This window comes from Agrobacterium sp. 20P9.1.2 (assembly GCF_057799395.1).
On sequence record NZ_JBYOKI010000007.1, the window covers coordinates 74,212 to 90,242 of the forward strand.

Annotated in this window: 14 protein-coding genes; 6 read left to right on the forward strand and 8 right to left on the reverse strand. The window is 57.2% G+C overall.

Features of this window, described 5'->3' with window-relative positions:
* Nucleotides 1-259: 259 nt before the first annotated feature.
* The gene (locus AC27VJ_RS18790) at nucleotides 260-1,171 is read right to left on the reverse strand and encodes a PhzF family phenazine biosynthesis protein (protein WP_488685299.1); all 912 of its coding nucleotides are present in this window, start codon (nucleotides 1,169-1,171) and stop codon (nucleotides 260-262) included.
* A 208-nt stretch (nucleotides 1,172-1,379) separates the two neighbouring features.
* On the opposite strand from AC27VJ_RS18790, the gene AC27VJ_RS18795 reads away from it, so the two are divergent.
* The 4 genes from AC27VJ_RS18795 to AC27VJ_RS18810 all read left to right on the forward strand — a co-directional run bounded on the left by AC27VJ_RS18795 (nucleotide 1,380) and on the right by AC27VJ_RS18810 (nucleotide 4,526).
* On the forward strand, nucleotides 1,380-2,153 hold the full coding sequence (locus AC27VJ_RS18795; protein ID WP_113088263.1) for an NAD kinase: 774 nt from the start codon (nucleotides 1,380-1,382) through the stop codon (nucleotides 2,151-2,153).
* A gap of 10 nt (nucleotides 2,154-2,163) precedes the next feature.
* Nucleotides 2,164-2,652: a hypothetical protein gene (locus AC27VJ_RS18800; RefSeq protein WP_113088264.1), complete on the forward strand. Its 489-nt coding sequence runs from the start codon at nucleotides 2,164-2,166 to the stop codon at nucleotides 2,650-2,652.
* 193 nt (nucleotides 2,653-2,845) lie between these two features.
* Nucleotides 2,846-3,181, forward strand: coding sequence for a Grx4 family monothiol glutaredoxin (gene grxD, locus AC27VJ_RS18805; RefSeq protein WP_353575837.1), 336 nt, complete (start codon nucleotides 2,846-2,848; stop codon nucleotides 3,179-3,181).
* Nucleotides 3,182-3,275: 94 nt separating this feature from the next.
* A complete protein-coding gene (locus tag AC27VJ_RS18810; RefSeq protein ID WP_488685300.1) occupies nucleotides 3,276-4,526 on the forward strand; it encodes a multidrug effflux MFS transporter in 1,251 nt (416 codons plus the stop codon).
* 69 nt (nucleotides 4,527-4,595) lie between these two features.
* Here the strand turns inward: AC27VJ_RS18810 and AC27VJ_RS18815 are convergent, their stop codons facing one another.
* The 5 genes from AC27VJ_RS18815 to AC27VJ_RS18835 all read right to left on the reverse strand — a co-directional run bounded on the left by AC27VJ_RS18815 (nucleotide 4,596) and on the right by AC27VJ_RS18835 (nucleotide 10,295).
* A complete protein-coding gene (locus AC27VJ_RS18815) occupies nucleotides 4,596-5,420 on the reverse strand; it encodes an inositol monophosphatase family protein (RefSeq protein WP_488685301.1) in 825 nt (274 codons plus the stop codon).
* Nucleotides 5,421-5,443: 23 nt separating this feature from the next.
* Nucleotides 5,444-6,271, reverse strand: a complete 828-nt coding sequence (locus AC27VJ_RS18820) for an inositol monophosphatase family protein (RefSeq protein WP_488685302.1) — start codon at nucleotides 6,269-6,271, stop codon at nucleotides 5,444-5,446.
* Nucleotides 6,272-6,317: 46 nt separating this feature from the next.
* Nucleotides 6,318-7,196 carry a tRNA 2-thiocytidine(32) synthetase TtcA gene (ttcA, locus tag AC27VJ_RS18825; RefSeq protein ID WP_488685303.1) on the reverse strand — a complete coding sequence of 293 codons (879 nt, stop codon included), beginning with the start codon at nucleotides 7,194-7,196 and terminating at the stop codon, nucleotides 6,318-6,320.
* Between the two features lie 70 nt (nucleotides 7,197-7,266).
* Nucleotides 7,267-8,196, reverse strand: coding sequence for a glutaminase (locus tag AC27VJ_RS18830; protein ID WP_488685304.1), 930 nt, complete (start codon nucleotides 8,194-8,196; stop codon nucleotides 7,267-7,269).
* Between the two features lie 194 nt (nucleotides 8,197-8,390).
* Nucleotides 8,391-10,295 (reverse strand): L,D-transpeptidase family protein, encoded by a 1,905-nt coding sequence (locus AC27VJ_RS18835; RefSeq protein ID WP_488685305.1) that lies wholly within the window; start codon nucleotides 10,293-10,295, stop codon nucleotides 8,391-8,393.
* 419 nt (nucleotides 10,296-10,714) lie between these two features.
* Here AC27VJ_RS18835 and fumC point away from each other — a divergent pair, with 419 nt between their 5' ends.
* Together fumC and AC27VJ_RS18845 are read left to right on the forward strand one after the other, a co-directional pair.
* A complete protein-coding gene (gene fumC, locus AC27VJ_RS18840; protein WP_488685306.1) occupies nucleotides 10,715-12,106 on the forward strand; it encodes a class II fumarate hydratase in 1,392 nt (463 codons plus the stop codon).
* Between the two features lie 338 nt (nucleotides 12,107-12,444).
* Nucleotides 12,445-13,512 carry a GGDEF domain-containing protein gene (locus AC27VJ_RS18845; RefSeq protein WP_113088270.1) on the forward strand — a complete coding sequence of 356 codons (1,068 nt, stop codon included), beginning with the start codon at nucleotides 12,445-12,447 and terminating at the stop codon, nucleotides 13,510-13,512.
* A 28-nt stretch (nucleotides 13,513-13,540) separates the two neighbouring features.
* Here AC27VJ_RS18845 and AC27VJ_RS18850 read toward each other — a convergent pair whose 3' ends face one another.
* Both AC27VJ_RS18850 and AC27VJ_RS18855 read right to left on the reverse strand, forming a co-directional pair.
* Nucleotides 13,541-14,149 (reverse strand): pyridoxamine 5'-phosphate oxidase family protein, encoded by a 609-nt coding sequence (locus AC27VJ_RS18850; RefSeq protein WP_488685307.1) that lies wholly within the window; start codon nucleotides 14,147-14,149, stop codon nucleotides 13,541-13,543.
* 63 nt (nucleotides 14,150-14,212) lie between these two features.
* Nucleotides 14,213-16,030 carry a monovalent cation:proton antiporter-2 (CPA2) family protein gene (locus AC27VJ_RS18855; RefSeq protein WP_488685308.1) on the reverse strand — a complete coding sequence of 606 codons (1,818 nt, stop codon included), beginning with the start codon at nucleotides 16,028-16,030 and terminating at the stop codon, nucleotides 14,213-14,215.
* Nucleotide 16,031 lies beyond the last annotated feature (1 nt).

A 16,031-nucleotide genomic window follows, 5' to 3' on the forward strand; every position in this document is an offset into this window, starting at 1 on the left:
CATACGTTCCTCTCAGCGGTATAATCAGAGGCTTGTATGTAGAGACTGCGGCGCTGTTTGCGGCCTGTAGCGTGCGTCGAGTATCTGAACTGTTTTGCGACTTCATGTCACCTCTCCTTCGTGCAAAACAAACGGAAGGAAAGCTGTTTGGTTCCTGCGCCACGTTAGTAAAGGTTAACAATTATAGCCAAAATCATTCAACACGCTTTCACAGGCCTGTGAGCGCGTCATTGCTGACGTATGAAAGGCCAGCAGAAAATCAGATTTCGAGCGTTCCCGTGGCCACGCGCACGGCATGTCCGCCGATTCTGGCGCGCGAAATCTCGTTTTCCTTCACATCCATGATCAACTGGATATGCGAGGGGCGTCCCATTTCGACGCCCTGCTCGATGAGGATGGGATAATGCCCATCCGCAAGACCATCGAAATGGTGAATGGCACCAGACAGCGCCGCCACGGCCGCCCCCGTCGCCGGGTCTTCGGCAATACCCATATCGGGCGAGAACATGCGGGCATGAAATTTTGCGGCGTGGTTGACGCCGCCGCGACAGTAAAGATAGGCGGATGTCAGGCGACCCTCGACCAAAGGTGCCGATTTCACCCAAAGGCCCGCATCGAAATCCACCTCTCCCATGGCGGAGATGTTCTGGATGGGGATCGTCAGAAACGGCACACCTGCAGTCCATATCGACGAGACGTGATTTTCAAAGCCGATCTGTGATGTGGCAAGGCCCAGCGCATCGGCAATCTGGCCGTGGTCGAGCGGAAGGTGGACGCGGGAGGATTTGCGTGGGAGATCGAATTCGGCAAAGCTCGCCTCGCTTTCCCGGATGCGAATGGCGCAGCGCACCGGTCCCACCTTCTCTTCCAGCACCGTCACTATGTCGGCATCGCCCTGCCCATGGTTTTTCTCGGCAATGGCAATGGCGGCCCCGACGGTCGGGTGACCGGCAAAGGGCAGTTCCGAAGCGGGCGTGAAGATGCGCAGCGATGCGGCATAGGCCGGGTTTTCAGACTTTCCGACAAAGACGGTTTCGGACAGGTTCATCTCGTGGGCAATGGCCTGCATGGTGGCATCATCAAGGTGATCCGCGTCGAACATGACGGCCAAAGGATTTCCGGCCAGTTTCTGGCGCGTGAAAACATCGTAGATACTGTAACTTATCGCCACGTCCCACTCCTTGCCAATCCGTCTTCGCACCGCAAACTGCCCGACCTCACCGGCCTCTGCAACCCTGTTTGCAGACACATGGCCAAGAAGCTGTGGACTTCGCCACCGCCTTTGGGCCGTTTCTCAAGGGCGGCGACATGATCGCCCGAAAGAGCTTGTCCTGACTGTACGTCTTCATGTACCAAAGGTCGTCAACAGGGGTGACGGCATGTCGCATACAACTCAGCCTTTATGTTTCGTAGCCTCGACCACGGATGATGCGCAAGCCGCAAGAGACGAGTTGATCAAGCATTATGGCAATGCCCCCTTCGATGAGGCCGACGTCATCGTCGTTCTCGGCGGAGATGGTTTCATGTTGCAGGTGCTGAATGAGACGATGAATTCCGGCAAGCGCGTCTATGGCATGAACCGCGGCTCCGTCGGTTTCCTGATGAATGATTACCGCATCTACGGGCTTCAGGAGCGTATCGCCGTTGCAACCGGCAATGATTTTCACCCGCTGCGAATGACGACTGTGGATGCTGACGGAACCGAGTTTTCGGCGCTCGCCATGAATGAAGTCAGCCTTTTCCGCCAGTCGCATCAGGCTGCGAAGCTGCGGGTGGATGTGGATGGCAAGACACGGCTGGAAGAGCTGATCTGCGATGGCATGATGGTAGCGACACCCGCCGGCTCCACCGCCTATAACTTCTCCGCGCATGGCCCCATCCTGCCGCTGGAATCCCCGCTTCTAGCACTGACGCCCGTCAGCGCCTTTCGTCCGCGCCGCTGGCGTGGCGCCCTGCTTCCCAATAAGGTAACGGTGGACATCCACGTTCTGGAAAGCGAAAAACGCCCGGTCAATGCCGTGGCGGATCACACTGAGGTCAAGTCTGTGCAATCGGTCCGCATTGCGCAATCTCAGGATAGAACCGCAAAAATCTTGTCCGATCCCGACCGATCCTGGTCGGACAGGGTGCTTGCCGAACAGTTTACGAATTGATGAAACGCCCATGATGAAGACACTCCTCGCCACCACATTCCTCGCTGCCAGCATTTGTTGCGCCCAGGCGCAAACCGCCGACATCGAAGCCCTGCCCGCTTCTACGATCTTCGTGACGAGCAGCGGCATGTGGGAACAGGACATGCTTTCGCCCAAGGAAGGCGACGCGAAAACACCAGCCAACGCTCCCCACACCCGCGGATATTACAAGGTCGTCGCGATCCGGCAGGGCGATGGCACCGCCAAAATCTACCTCCAGCAAATCGCCTACACCGCCGCTGGCCCGAGCCTCGTCGAAACGGTGGAGCTGGAAGAGTTCACCCAGATGAAGGCCTATGTCACGGATATCAGGCCCGAAAGCTCCAGCGGCGCATCTGATGTGCCCGGCCTTTTTGTCACCGTGCATCTCAAGACCGACCCCATGCAGAAGGAAGCCGATGCCTGGACGGTTTTGATCGATGAGCTCGGCGACATGAAAATCGAGAAGGCGTCTAACTGACGCCTCTCATGAAGCTTTTTGGGACTTCCCTCATAAGGCGGGCATCTTATCAAGTTTTCATGCCGGCAACGCATGGGCGATATGCGCGACCGTCTTTGATTTTTTGCCGTTCATGGCTGGAAATCGTCCGCCACCATGTTATTTAAGAACAAACGAAGCAGCGGCCTTGAACCGCATGTGAAAGGAAATGGCCATGAGCGGCATTCACGATATGATCGACGGCGAAGTGAAGGGTAACGATATCGTCCTCTTCCTCAAGGGCACCCCACAGTTTCCACAGTGTGGTTTTTCTGGTCAGGTCGTACAGATTCTTGACTATCTCGGCGTGCAGTACAAAGGCATCAACGTGCTTGCCGACGGCGACCTGCGTCAGGGTATCAAGGACTACTCCAACTGGCCAACCATTCCGCAACTTTACATTAAAGGCGAATTTCTCGGCGGCTGTGACATCGTAAGAGAGATGTTCCAGTCTGGCGAGCTTCAGGATCATCTTCAGGAACAGGGTATCAGCGTCCGCGGCGCGGCATGATTTCGGCCGGGTTTTCCGGCCCACCCTACTTTATTAAAACTTGTCTAGGCGTTGCCCCAAGCAACGCCTTTGCCGTTCTTTTGGGACAAAGTCTGTGACAAATCCTTCACAATCGGATTCGACGCGCGCCGTTGCTATGGGGCGTACGGAATTTATCTGCCTTGCGGCGGCGCTGATGGCGCTAAACGCTCTGGCCATCGACATCATGCTGCCCGGCTTGCAGGAAATCGGTGCTTCGCTGGGTGTCGATAATGAAAATCATCGCCAATACGTCATCTCCGCCTATCTTATCGGCTTCGGCATCGCGCAGCTGTTTTATGGACCCATTGCGGACCGTTTCGGTCGGCGCAAGCCCATGCTGTTTGGCCTCGGCATCTACATCCTTTCTTCCATAGCCGTGGTTTTCGTGCCGTCCTTTGCCGGTCTTCTGGCCCTGCGCTTCATTCAGGGCATCGGCTCGGCGGCAACGCGCGTCATCACCATTTCCATCGTTCGCGATATCTATGGCGGGCGGCAGATGGCGGAAGTCATGTCCTTGATCATGATGGTCTTCATGGTCGTTCCGGTCATCGCGCCGGGTACGGGGCAGATCGTGCTTTTCTTCGGTGACTGGCACCTCATCTTCGGCTTCATGGCAGCCATCGCGGCCATCGTTAGCGTTTGGATGTATTTGCGCTTGCCAGAAACGCTGGATGCGCATGACGTTCGCCCCCTCACCGTCTCATCCGTCATCGGCGGCTTCAAGATCGTGCTGACCAACCGTGTTGCGCTTTGCTACACGATCGCCAGCACCATCATTTTCGGCGCGCTGTTCGGCTTCATCAATTCCGCTGAGCAGGTCTACAAGGGCATTTACGATCTGGGTGCATGGTTCGCGGCGGCCTTTGCAGCGGTGGCCCTGTTCATGGCAGCTTCGTCCTTCCTGAACTCGCGGCTTGTCGGAAAGTTCGGCATGAGGAAGCTGTCGCATGGCTCGCTAATTCTCTTCATCCTCATCACCTTCCTCTGGCTTCTGGCGCAAATTTTCGGGCCACAGCCGATGCCTTTCGTGCTGTTCATCGCCATGTTCGCCCTGTCGATGTTCCAGTTCGGCCTCATCGGCTCGAACTTCAACTCGCTTGCCATGGAGCCACTGGGCCACGTCGCAGGCACTGCGTCGTCGGTCATCGGCTTTATGAGCACGATTGGCGGTTCTTTGATTGGTGCGGCCATCGGCCAGGCTTTCAATGGCACGGCGCTGCCGATGGTGACGGGCTTCTTCGTCGTTTCGGTGCTTGGCCTCGTCTTCGTGCTGATCGGTGAAAAGGGCGTTCTCTTTCATCCTCAGAACAAGCCGACACACTAAATACGCCCCATAACGCAAAAGGCGCGGATGTCACCATCCGCGCCTTTTTCGTTTTGATCTCGAGTTGACTTAAACCGTGAAAATCTTCTCGCGCAGCAGCGTCCACGTATCCTTGTCGGGCGCCAGAAGAAGCCCGCCGCTGACATGGTGCGGCAGATAGGGCGAGCCATCCAGACGTGCGGCATAAGCACCGGCTTCCTGCGAAATCAGCGTACCGGCCAGGTGGTCCCATGGCATCAGCTTGTTATACATCAGGAAGTGCATGTGGCCGCCGCAGAAGACGCGGTATTCATGGGCCGCGCAGCGATAGCTGGTGAAGAGACGCACATCGGCCAGATTGTTCAGAAGCCGACGGCGGACCTCGCCTTCGAAATAGCCTGTATTGGCAATACCCACCATCTGCGAAAGCTCAGGCGCTGGCACCACATTCATCTGGCTCTGCGAGCCATCGGCGCTGCACATCCACGCGCCGGAGCCCTTTTCCGCAATTACCCAGTCATTGCCCATGGGATCGAAGATGATACCCGCGACCGTCTCCCCCTTGGAAACCACGCTCAGCATGACGCCGAACAGCGGCAAACCCGCCGCGAAGTTAAACGTGCCGTCGATGGGATCGACCACCACGGCCAGATCCGCCTCGCCCAGCTTTGAGAGCAGCGATGGGGCGGCGGCGACCGCCTCCTCACCCACGAACAGTGCTTCGGGCATGAACTCGGCCACGCGGGCGCGGATTAGCCGTTCGGCGGCTTCATCCGCTTCCGTCACCAGATCGATAGCTTCCGTCTTTATCCGCACATCGCCTTCGCCCAGATTGCGAAACCTTGGCAGAATTTCCACCGCCGCCGCCTCTTGCAGGGCGTTGGCAAGGGATGCGATGTCGAGTTGAACGGTCATGGGTAGTCCTTCCTAGTTTTAGATCAAAGGCCGACGATTTCGCGGCGAAGCATTTTCCAGCTGTCCTTGTCGGGCGCAGACAAAATGCCGCCGGTCAGATCGCCGGGTCGGTAGGGCGTGCCATCGAATTTGGCGGTGTAACCGCCCGCTTCCTGATGCGTCAGCACACCGGCCAGATGGTCCCACGGCATCAGCTTTTCATGGCCAATGAAGTGAAGCTTGCCGGTGGAAACCAGCCAGTATTCATGAGCAGAGCAATTCAGCGATAGCGCCATCTTTGCTTTGGTCATATTGGCGGCGATAACCGGGCGACGCTCTTCGAAGCTGTGACCCCAGGAGAATATGCCAACCATCTGCGACAGATCAACAGCATTGGCCACGCGCAGTTTCGCCTCGCTGCCATTCTTGCGTTTGAGCGTCGCGCCCGCTCCTTTGACGGAAACAATCGTGTCACCCATCACAGGATCATGGATGATGCCCGCAACCGTTTCACCCTTGATGGTGACGGCCAGCAAGGTACCGAAAGCCGGAAAGCCGGAGGCGTAGTTGAATGTGCCATCGATGGGATCGATCACGAAAGCAAGCTCTGCCGTGGATAGCGCCGGAATGACGGAGTGGTCGGCATCATAGGCCTCTTCACCCACGATATGCGCCTTTGGGAAACGCTCCAGCAGCGCTGCAGTGATGCGCTTTTCGGCCAGAATATCGGCCTCTGTGACCAGATCGACAACCGAGGTCTTCTGGGAAATATCGGATGCGCTGAGATTGCGGAAGCGCGGAAGAATTTCTATCACGCCTGCGTCGGCGACGGTGGCCACGAGGAAATCAAGATCGGTATCGGAAAGGGTCATGAAGGATTTCTTTGAAAAGATGGGAGAGGCTTCACGACCTATTCTCCTAGCATGACGGATCAGTGACAGTGAGCGCGGAGAAGTCGAAAAGCTTGGTGTCCAGCAAATGGGACGGATTGACGTGCGCCATCGCGCGCAGCATCACATCTTTCCGGCCCGGCATTCGTCGCTCGATATCGGCCAGCATGTCCTTCATGGCATTGCGCTGAAGCCCATCCTGCGAGCCGCAGAGATCACACGGAATGATCGGGAATTCCATGGCTGAGGCAAATTTCGCCATATCGTCTTCTGCGCAATAGGCCAGCGGACGCAGCACCATCAGGTCGCCTTCGTCATTCATCAGCTTTGGCGGCATGGCGGCCAGCCGCCCGCCATGGAAGAAGTTCATGAAGAAGGTTTCGAGAATGTCTTCGCGGTGGTGGCCGAGCAGAAGCGCATCGCAGCCTTCCTCGCGGGCAATGCGGTAGAGATTGCCGCGGCGCAGCCGCGAACAGAGCGAGCAATAGGTACCGCCAGCCGGCACCTTTTCCTTCACGATGGAATAGGTGTCACGATATTCGATGCGATGCGGCATGCCGATCTTCGTCAGATAATCCGGCAGAATGTGCTTCGGGAAATTCGGCTGTCCCTGATCGAGATTGCAGGCAATCAGCTCGACCGGCAGAAGGCCACGCCACTTCAAATCCAAGAGCAGCGCCAACAGCCCATAGCTGTCCTTGCCTCCGGAAAGGCCCACCAGCCAGCGCTTCTGGCCTTTCAGCATATCGAAATCGTCAAAGGCCTGGCGCACATTGCGCAACAGCCGCTTGCGCAGCTTGTTGAAAGACACGGAGCGTGGTGCATTGGCAAACAGCGGATGCGCGCCACCCTGCTCGTCAGGCTCGACGCCTTCGGGCATGTCATCGATATCTGCGGCAATGTTCATGGCAATCTCGCTTGTTCCTGAACGCGCGTCAGCGTTCAGCTTCAGGGAATGCCCGCATATGAAGTGAAGATCAAGCCCCGAATACGGACCAGCCCATTTCGTTTGCCAGCATTTCCAGCGCTTCCGAACCCAATGCGGAGTTACCGACCTCGTTCAGGCCAGGAGACCAGACGGCGACGGAGGCCTTGCCGGGCGCCACCACCAGAATGCCGCCGCCCACGCCGCTCTTGCCCGGCAGACCGACATGATAGGCGAAGTCGCCCGAGCCATCATAGTGACCGCAGGTCAGCATCAGTGCATTGATACGCCGCGCCCGCCGGTCGGATACCACCGAATGGCCCGTTAGCGGGTTGCGACCGCGATTGGCCAGAAACAGCCCCGCCCTCGCCAGCTGAACGCAGTTCATGGAAATGGCGCACTGGTGGAAATAGACACCCAGCGTATGCTCGACCGGATGGTGCAGATTGCCGAAGCTGCGCATGAAATTGGCCAGCGCAAAATTTCGATAGCCCGTCGCCTGCTCGGATTTCGCGACCTTGTTGTCGATGGAAATGGTTTCGTCATCGGCCAGATAGCGGATGAAGCGCAGCAATTCGCCGATCGCCTCACGCGGCTGATGCCCCGCCAGCACCATATCCGTCACCACGATAGCGCCTGCATTGACGAAGGGATTTCTTGGGATCCCGGATTCCCGCTCCAGCTGAACGATGGAGTTGAAGGCAGAGCCGGACGGCTCACGCCCCACGTGCTTCCACACGCTTTCGCCAGTCTTGCCAAGCGCCAGCGTCAGCATGAAAACCTTAGAAATACTCTGGATGGAAAACGGCGTCTGTGCATTTCCAGCCACGAAGGTTTCACCCTCCACAGTGGTTACGGCCATGCCGAACTGCTTGGGATCGATCTTGGCCAGCTCTGGAATATAGTCGGCAACCTTCCCCTCACCCAGCCGCGACTGCATGACCTCGTAGATGGAATCGATAACCGGCTGAATGTTTTGCATGGCCTTGTCCCAAAAGAAAAAGCGCCATGACGGCGCTGAAATGACGACGAAGGCTCCCCAACCTTGACGTCATCCTCGGGCTTGACCCGAGGATCTAACGATCCACAACATCCAACGTGATGAGATCCTCGGGTCAAGCCCGAGGATGACGAAGGAGAGGTTTGCAATCTGAATCGCAAACCTCAGCATCAATATCAGATGGAGGACGCCCGTGCCTTGGTCGTCGCGTCGAAGGCCTTCATGACATAGCTGTCGCGGTCATAGACATCATCGAAATACTGCACTTTTCCGTCCTTGTCCGGCCATGCCGTGAAGTAGGCGACGTAAACTGGAATTTTCGTCGGTACCTGCACGGCGCGGTTCTGACCGGCGGCGATCTGCTTGTTGACGTTATCGAGCGTCGTGCCGAGAACCGCGGCGGCCATGCGGCGTGGATCGACCAGACGAATGCAGCCGTGGCTGAGTGCACGCATATCGCGGTTGAAGAAGCTCTTCGACGGCGTGTCATGCATGTAGATGGCATGGGCATTCGGGAAGAGAATTTTCAGGTCGCCCAACGCGTTGTCGCTGCTCGGTGGCTGGCGCACGGAAATCGCATTCGTGGAGCCGTACCAGTTGACGCTGGAAGACGACACGGCGCGACCGTTGACGGAGACCTCGTAACCGAGGCGATCCAGATAAGACGGATCGTTGCGAAGCTTCGGCAGCATTTCGTTGATGATGATCGACTGCGGAACGCCCCAGTAAGGGTTGAATTCCACGGTCTCGATTTCATCCTGGAAGAAATAGGTCTGGTTCGTCTTCGAACCGATAACCACCTTCATGCCGAAGTCTTCCTTGCCCTCATTATGGTAGTAAGCCATGAAAGCGGGCTGGTTGATGAAGACGAAACGGTCGCCCAGATCGGCTGGCAGCCAGCGAACCTGTTCCATCGCAACTTCCAGCTTGGCAATCTTGGCTTCGTTGCTGTCGCCGGTCATGGCGCGCACGGTGGCACGACCGATAACGCCGTCAGCCTTGAGGCCGTTCTCGCTCTGGAAGGCTTTGACGAGATCTACCAGTTCCGGCGTATATTCCGGTGTCTGCTGATATCCAGAAAGCGTGGTGGCGTGATCGGTCTTCAGGGTCGCCGAAGAGCGGTGCTCGATGGCTTTGACCACGGTTGCCATATCGGCATTGTTCTCGCCCGGCTTCAAAACGAGGTTGGCAGGAACGACCACCTTGTGGGTCGCGTCCTTGTCCTCGTTGTGCAGCTTCGCGAGCTCAGCCTTCAGCGCCTGATATTCCGGGTTGGAAGGCTCACGGCTGCGCAGATAGGCAGAAACATCGGGGCTCATGCTGGAGAGTTTCAGCACGGGCGCGAGATTGACCGTCTTGCGCTTGAAGTCATGATAGCCAGACAGCTTGTTTGGATCGACGCGGCCACGGGTCGTGTCCTGCACATAGGCCAAAACCTTGGCGGAAAGCGCCAGTTCGAACTGCATCATTGCGGGCGCAATGGGCTTTTCTTCGGAAACGGAAACGTTCTGCACCTGTGCCTGCGGCTCAGACGAAATGCTTGCGGTCACGTCCTGCGAAGGCGCCGAGATGGAATAATCGGCAGGGTTCAGGCCGCTGTCGCCAACTGTTTCAAAGAACGCGAGAACGGCGCTGGCGCGCTCGTTGAGATCGCCATTGGAAACCCAGATTGGCGCGCCGCCCGCATTGTAATAGGCTTCCAAAGCCTTTGCGATCTCAGGCGTCGCAGAGAGCTTAACACCTGCCAGACCGGAAGAGAATTTCGACGTATCGACAGCACGTGCGCTATCAGCCTTATAAGTGTAATAGCGAGGACCGGAAACGCGCGGCAGCGGCTCGGGGTCGACATCGCGTGCCGATGCATTGCCCTGCATTGTCGTAACACCGGGAAGACCGCGATCCTGACGCTCACGCTCTACCTTGCCCGGGCCGCCGCGCAGCAGGTCCATGAGGGTCACCGCACCAGCCGTGCCCGGTACGCCCGCCGAGACGGAAAGACCGAGAGCCAGTATCAATGCTGCCGACGTTTTTCCTGATGTAATTTGCAATTTAGTCCTCGCCGCGTCCGCGCCGTCATTCATCGAGGCGCATGTAAAGAGTATGTGTCTGTCTAGCTGATTGGTCTTCTTTTGGAAAGAAACGCACGAAGTCCAATCCGGTGCCAGACACGAGTTCCCATCACGAAAATTTTCGTTTTGGCATGGGCTCCACGTTTGGCGAGAATAGTTAAATTTCTCTTTAATTTCTTAGTATTGCGCAAACAAGTTTTCGGCAGGCAAGGCTCCGATACGGACCTATTGCGGCTTTCCAGCCACGTTACCCAAAAGCCACGCAGCCGTACTTTCGAAATCTCCTCGGCGCCATTTCGAAACTGTTGGGAAATATGGCAATGCCCTGCACGACAGGCTTTCCATGCTTGCGCTATCGCTTTATATGTCGGCGCGCGCAGGACTTGGCGAAGACGCCGCCCGGCGAAGGACACACAGGAGAGGCAGGACTGATGACAGCCACACGCACCGAAACCGATACATTTGGCCCGATAGACGTTGCAAGCGACCGTTATTGGGGCGCACAGGCACAGCGCTCGCTCGGAAACTTCAAGATCGGCTGGGAAAAGCAGCCCGCATCGGTCGTTCGTGCGCTCGGCATCGTCAAGCAAGCAGCCGCCCGCACCAACATGGCGCTGGCCGGGCTTGATGCGCAGGTTGGCGAAACCATCATCAAGGCCGCGCAGGAAGTTATCGACGGCAAGCTCAATGACCACTTCCCGCTGGTTGTCTGGCAGACCGGTTCCGGCACCCAGTCCAACATGAATGCCAATGAAGTCATTTCCAACCGCGCTATCGAGATGCTGGGCGGTGAAATGGGCTCCAAGAAGCCGGTTCACCCGAACGACCACGTCAATATGAGCCAGTCGTCCAACGACACCTACCCGACGGCCATGCACATTGCATGTGCAGAGCAGATCGTTCACCACCTGCTGCCGGGCCTCAAGCACCTGCATGCGGCACTCGACGCCAAGGCCAAGGGCTTTGCCCACATCATCAAGATCGGCCGTACCCATACGCAGGACGCGACACCGCTGACGCTGGGCCAGGAATTCTCCGGTTACGCCGCGCAGGTCGCTTCCTCCATCAAGCGCATTGAACTGACGCTTCCCGGCCTTTGCGAACTGGCACAGGGCGGCACTGCGGTCGGTACCGGTCTTAACGCACCGGTCGGTTTTGCCGAGCAGGTAGCAGACGAGATCGCCAAGATCACCGGCCTGCCCTTCGTGACCGCGCCGAACAAGTTCGAAGCACTGGCCGCACATGATTCCATGGTCTTTGCCCATGGCGCCATCAATGCAGCCGCCGCTGCCCTCTTCAAGATCGCCAACGACATCCGCTTCCTCGGCTCCGGCCCACGCGCTGGCCTCGGAGAACTCGCACTACCTGAAAATGAACCCGGCTCGTCCATCATGCCGGGCAAGGTCAACCCGACACAGTCGGAAGCGCTGACGCAGGTTTGCGCGCATATCTTCGGCAATCAGGCAGCGATTACCTTTGCAGGTTCGCAGGGTCACTTCGAACTCAACGTCTATAACCCGATGATGGCCTACAACTTCCTGCAGTCCGTCCAGCTTCTGGGCGATGCTGCCGTGTCCTTCACCGACAATTGCGTGGTTGGCATCGAAGCGCGCGAAGACAACATCAAAAAGGGTGTCGAAAACTCACTGATGCTGGTTACTGCGCTCAACAGCAAGCTCGGCTACGATGCCTGCGCAAAGATCGCCAAGACTGCTCACAAGAATGGCACGACGCTTCGCGAAGAAGCCGTCGGTGGCGGATATCTGACGAACGAAGAATTCGATCAGTATGTACGCCCGGAAAACATGATCGGCCCTAAGTGACCGATTAAAAAAAGACGGCTCTTCGGAGCCGTTTTTTGCTACCTTTGCATGCGCGAAACCCGGTGGCGCGGTTTAAGCCCACTGGAAATGTTGATAAAAATTGAAAATTTTAATGTCATACAAGATTTTACCTCTACAAAATCACCCGTAAAATGCTATGGGAAGTAACCTTTTCTGTTTTAGCCGATTCTAATTATAAGAAGCCTAAAAACAAGACAGAACACGGTTATACTAGGCCATCTTCTTACGAAATAATATTTATTTCAGTCAGTTAGATTGCGAACGACGTTTTGTAAGATTAGACAGCAGATACTAACTTTATTTCCGGGAGTGACTTGATGAGTACATCAACGCCCAAGGCACCAGGACCTGATATAGCTGCACAAATACTGTTTGCCATGCGCAACATGGGTGTCGTTCCCATTCCGCGGAACTATAACCTCTTTTATGAAGCCTATATTGGTTCCAACCCTGCTCTGACGAAAGAACTCGCAGCGCTGGGCGGTCGGGCAACGCAGGAAGAACTGGACGATCTCGGCGCACGCTATTTCGACCACACACACGGCCAGCTCATCGAGGCCGCCCGCGACAAGCTTCATGCGGAGCTGAACGCCCTACTCGTTGTCTTGCAGCATGAGCAGACATGCCTTGAGAATTACAACCGCATTCTGGATGAAACCCGGGCCGGTATTGCGGACAAGAACCATTCCAGCACGCATCTTCTGCGCACCGCCATCTCCATGCTGGCGGAAGCCACCGGCAACAAGATGGCGGAGAACGAAAGCACGTCGAAGAATTTCGACCGTCACGCAGAAGAAATGCAGCAGGTTCGTCTGGAGCTTGATGAATACAAGCGCATCGCCAACACGGATTCCCTGACGCGACTGGCCAATCGTCGCGCTTTCGATGAGAAGCTGGCCTCCATCTACGATACCAGCATCGGCCTTCACCTGTCGGCGCTGGTGCTGCTTGATGTCGATAACTTCAAGCGCATCAACGATACGTTCGGTCACCCTGTGGGCGATAAAATCCTGGCAAGCGTCGCATCCGTCATCAAGATGAATGTGCGCAAGGATGGCTTCGTGGCCAGAAGCGGCGGCGAGGAATTCGCGATTATCCTCGAAGGCAACAATCAGGAAGAAATCCATGTGATGTGCGAACGCATCCGCCTGTCGCTGGAAAAGACGCCGTTCCGCAATTCCAAATCCGGCATCGATTATGGCCAGGTGACGATATCCATCGGTTACGCGCTGGCCTCCCAGGCGCAGAACCCCGGCGAACTCTATGCCCGCGCCGATACCGCCATGTATCACGCCAAGGAAACTGGCCGTAACCGCACCGTTCTCTTCGAAGACGGCATGCAGAAGAATTATGCCGCAAAGAGCTGGCTGATTTACAAGCAGTGAGCCGATTTCTCGGCTCTCCTCCCCTTCTTTACCACATGGTCTTGGCAGCGCGTTCCGGCCATTCCCGGTCATAGGTCTCGCGATCGAAATCCGCCTTGGCGGCTTTCAGCAGCGTGCCGGGGGTCGGCAGCGATGCGGGATCGACAAAGTTTTCCGCTTTCCAAAGTTCGGAGCGGATGAGTGCGCGGGCGCACTGGAAATAGACCTCGTCAATCGTCACCACCGTCACCGTACGCGGATGCTTTCCATCCATCTCGAAACTGTCGAGCAATTCGGGATCGATGGACACCACGGCTTTCCCGTTGATCCGCATGGTCGTGTTCGAGCCGGGAATGAGGAACATCAGCGCCACTCGCGGGTCGCGCACGATGTTCAGCAATGAGTCGACGCGATTGTTGCCACGCCAGTCGGGCAGCAAGACGGTCTTTTCGTCCTGCACCCGGACCACGCCGCCCTTGTCACCACGCGGCGAACAGTCCATGCCCTCTGGCCCGACGGTCGCGAGCGCCAGAAACGGCGCTGCCTCGATCATCTGTCGATATTCCGGCGTCAACGTGGATGTGACCTTCACGACGGATGCTTCCGAAACGCCGTCGTAAATCTTCTTCAGTTCGTCCACAGAGTGAATGATGGTCATGATGAACCCCTTCCCATAATCTCGCTTTAAATCGCGCTGCTGCGACAGAGATGTGAGCGCGGCTTAACTTTCCTCTCGCGCCTCTTCCCGCGCTTCGCGTTCGGCGCGCTCGCGTGCCGTGCGGGCCGCGACGATATCGGCAGGCTGCGCATTGCCCCGAATGAGCGAGCGACCGGCATAGACACCGCCGACGACCTCGAGCGCGAAACGCTCCTTATCGACGTCGCGGAATTCTTCGATCAGACGCTCCGCGAGCTCGACTTCCTCACCCACTGCCGTCAGCACTTTTTCGCTGAAGTTGAGTGCGGATTCGTAAGTTTCGCGGATCTGGTAATCCACGCCTGCCTTCAGCAAATCAAGCGCATGGCCACGGTCGTAGGCACGGGCCAGAACCGGCACCAGCGGGAACTCATGCTTGACGATTTCGGCAATGCGAATGGCCGCATCCTTATCGTCCACGCAGATTAGAACAGCCCGGGCCGACCCGGCACCTGCCGCATGCAGAATTTCCGCGCGCGAGCCGTCGCCATAATAGACCTTGAAGCCAAAGCCCGAGGCATCGCGCACGAATTCTGCGTCCTTATCGATCAGCGAAAGCGTGTAACCCCGCGCCAGAAGCGGCTGGGAAACGATCTGGCCGAAGCGTCCGAAGCCGATCATCAGAATGCTGCCATCAACATTTTCAGGCAGATCGAGATCACCGGTTTCAGGTAGCTTTTTCGGCATGATGCGATCATGCGCAATGACCATCAGCGGCGTCAGGATCATTGAAATAATGATAGTCGCCGTCAGCACGGCATTGGCTTCGGCATCGAGAATACCGGCGGCCACGGCTGCGGAGTACAGCACGAAGGCGAATTCGCCGCCCTGCGCCATCAATACCGCCCGCTCGATGCTTTCGCGCTGGCAGGTGCCCAGCATCCGCGCCACGCAGTAGATCAGCAACGCCTTGACGAGCATATAGGCAACGACGCTCATCAGCACGAGCTGCCAGTTGGCAGCAATCACCGTGAGGTCGATGGCCATGCCTACGCCAAGGAAGAACAGGCCAAGCAGAATGCCACGGAAGGGTTCGATGTCCGCTTCCAGCTGATGACGGAAAGAGGATTCCGACAGCAGAACACCGGCCAGAAACGCGCCCATCGCCATGGACAATCCGCTGACCTGCATGAGCAAGGCCGAACCGAGAACGACAAGTAGCGCCGCAGCTGTCATCACTTCCCGCGCACCGGACGCTGCGAGCAGCCGGAAGAACGGATTGAGCAGATAGCGCCCGGCGACAATCAAGGCGGCAGTTGCGGCAAGCGCGATACCAATCGACGTCAACCGTTCCGTTAGCGTCACCGCCTCGCCGCCTGACCCCAGAAACGCTACCAGCACCAGAAGCGGCACGATGGCCAAATCCTCAAACAGCAGGATAGCGATGATGCGCTGACCCTTCAGCTTCGACATGCTGTTGCGCTCCCGCAGCATCTGCATGACGATGGCGGTGGAGGTCAGCACAAAGCCGGTACCGGCGACGAAAGACGGGATGAGCGAGAAACCGAGTGCAAGGCCGACCAGTGTGAGGCCCGCCATGCAGGCCAGCACTTGCAGGGCACCGAGCCCGAAAATATCCTTGCGCATGGACCACAGCCGCGAGGGCTGCATTTCAAGGCCAATGATGAACAGGAACATCACCACGCCGAGTTCGGCAATATGGATGATGGCTTGCGGATCTGAGAAGGCACCGAAGCCGAAGGGGCCGATTATTAGACCGGCGGCAAGGTAACCCAGAACCGAGCCGAGACCAATTCGTTTGAACAGCGGCGCCGCGATGACACCCGCCCCGAGCAGGACGACCACTTGCGCCAGATCATGTGCATTTCCCTCAACCGCCAAG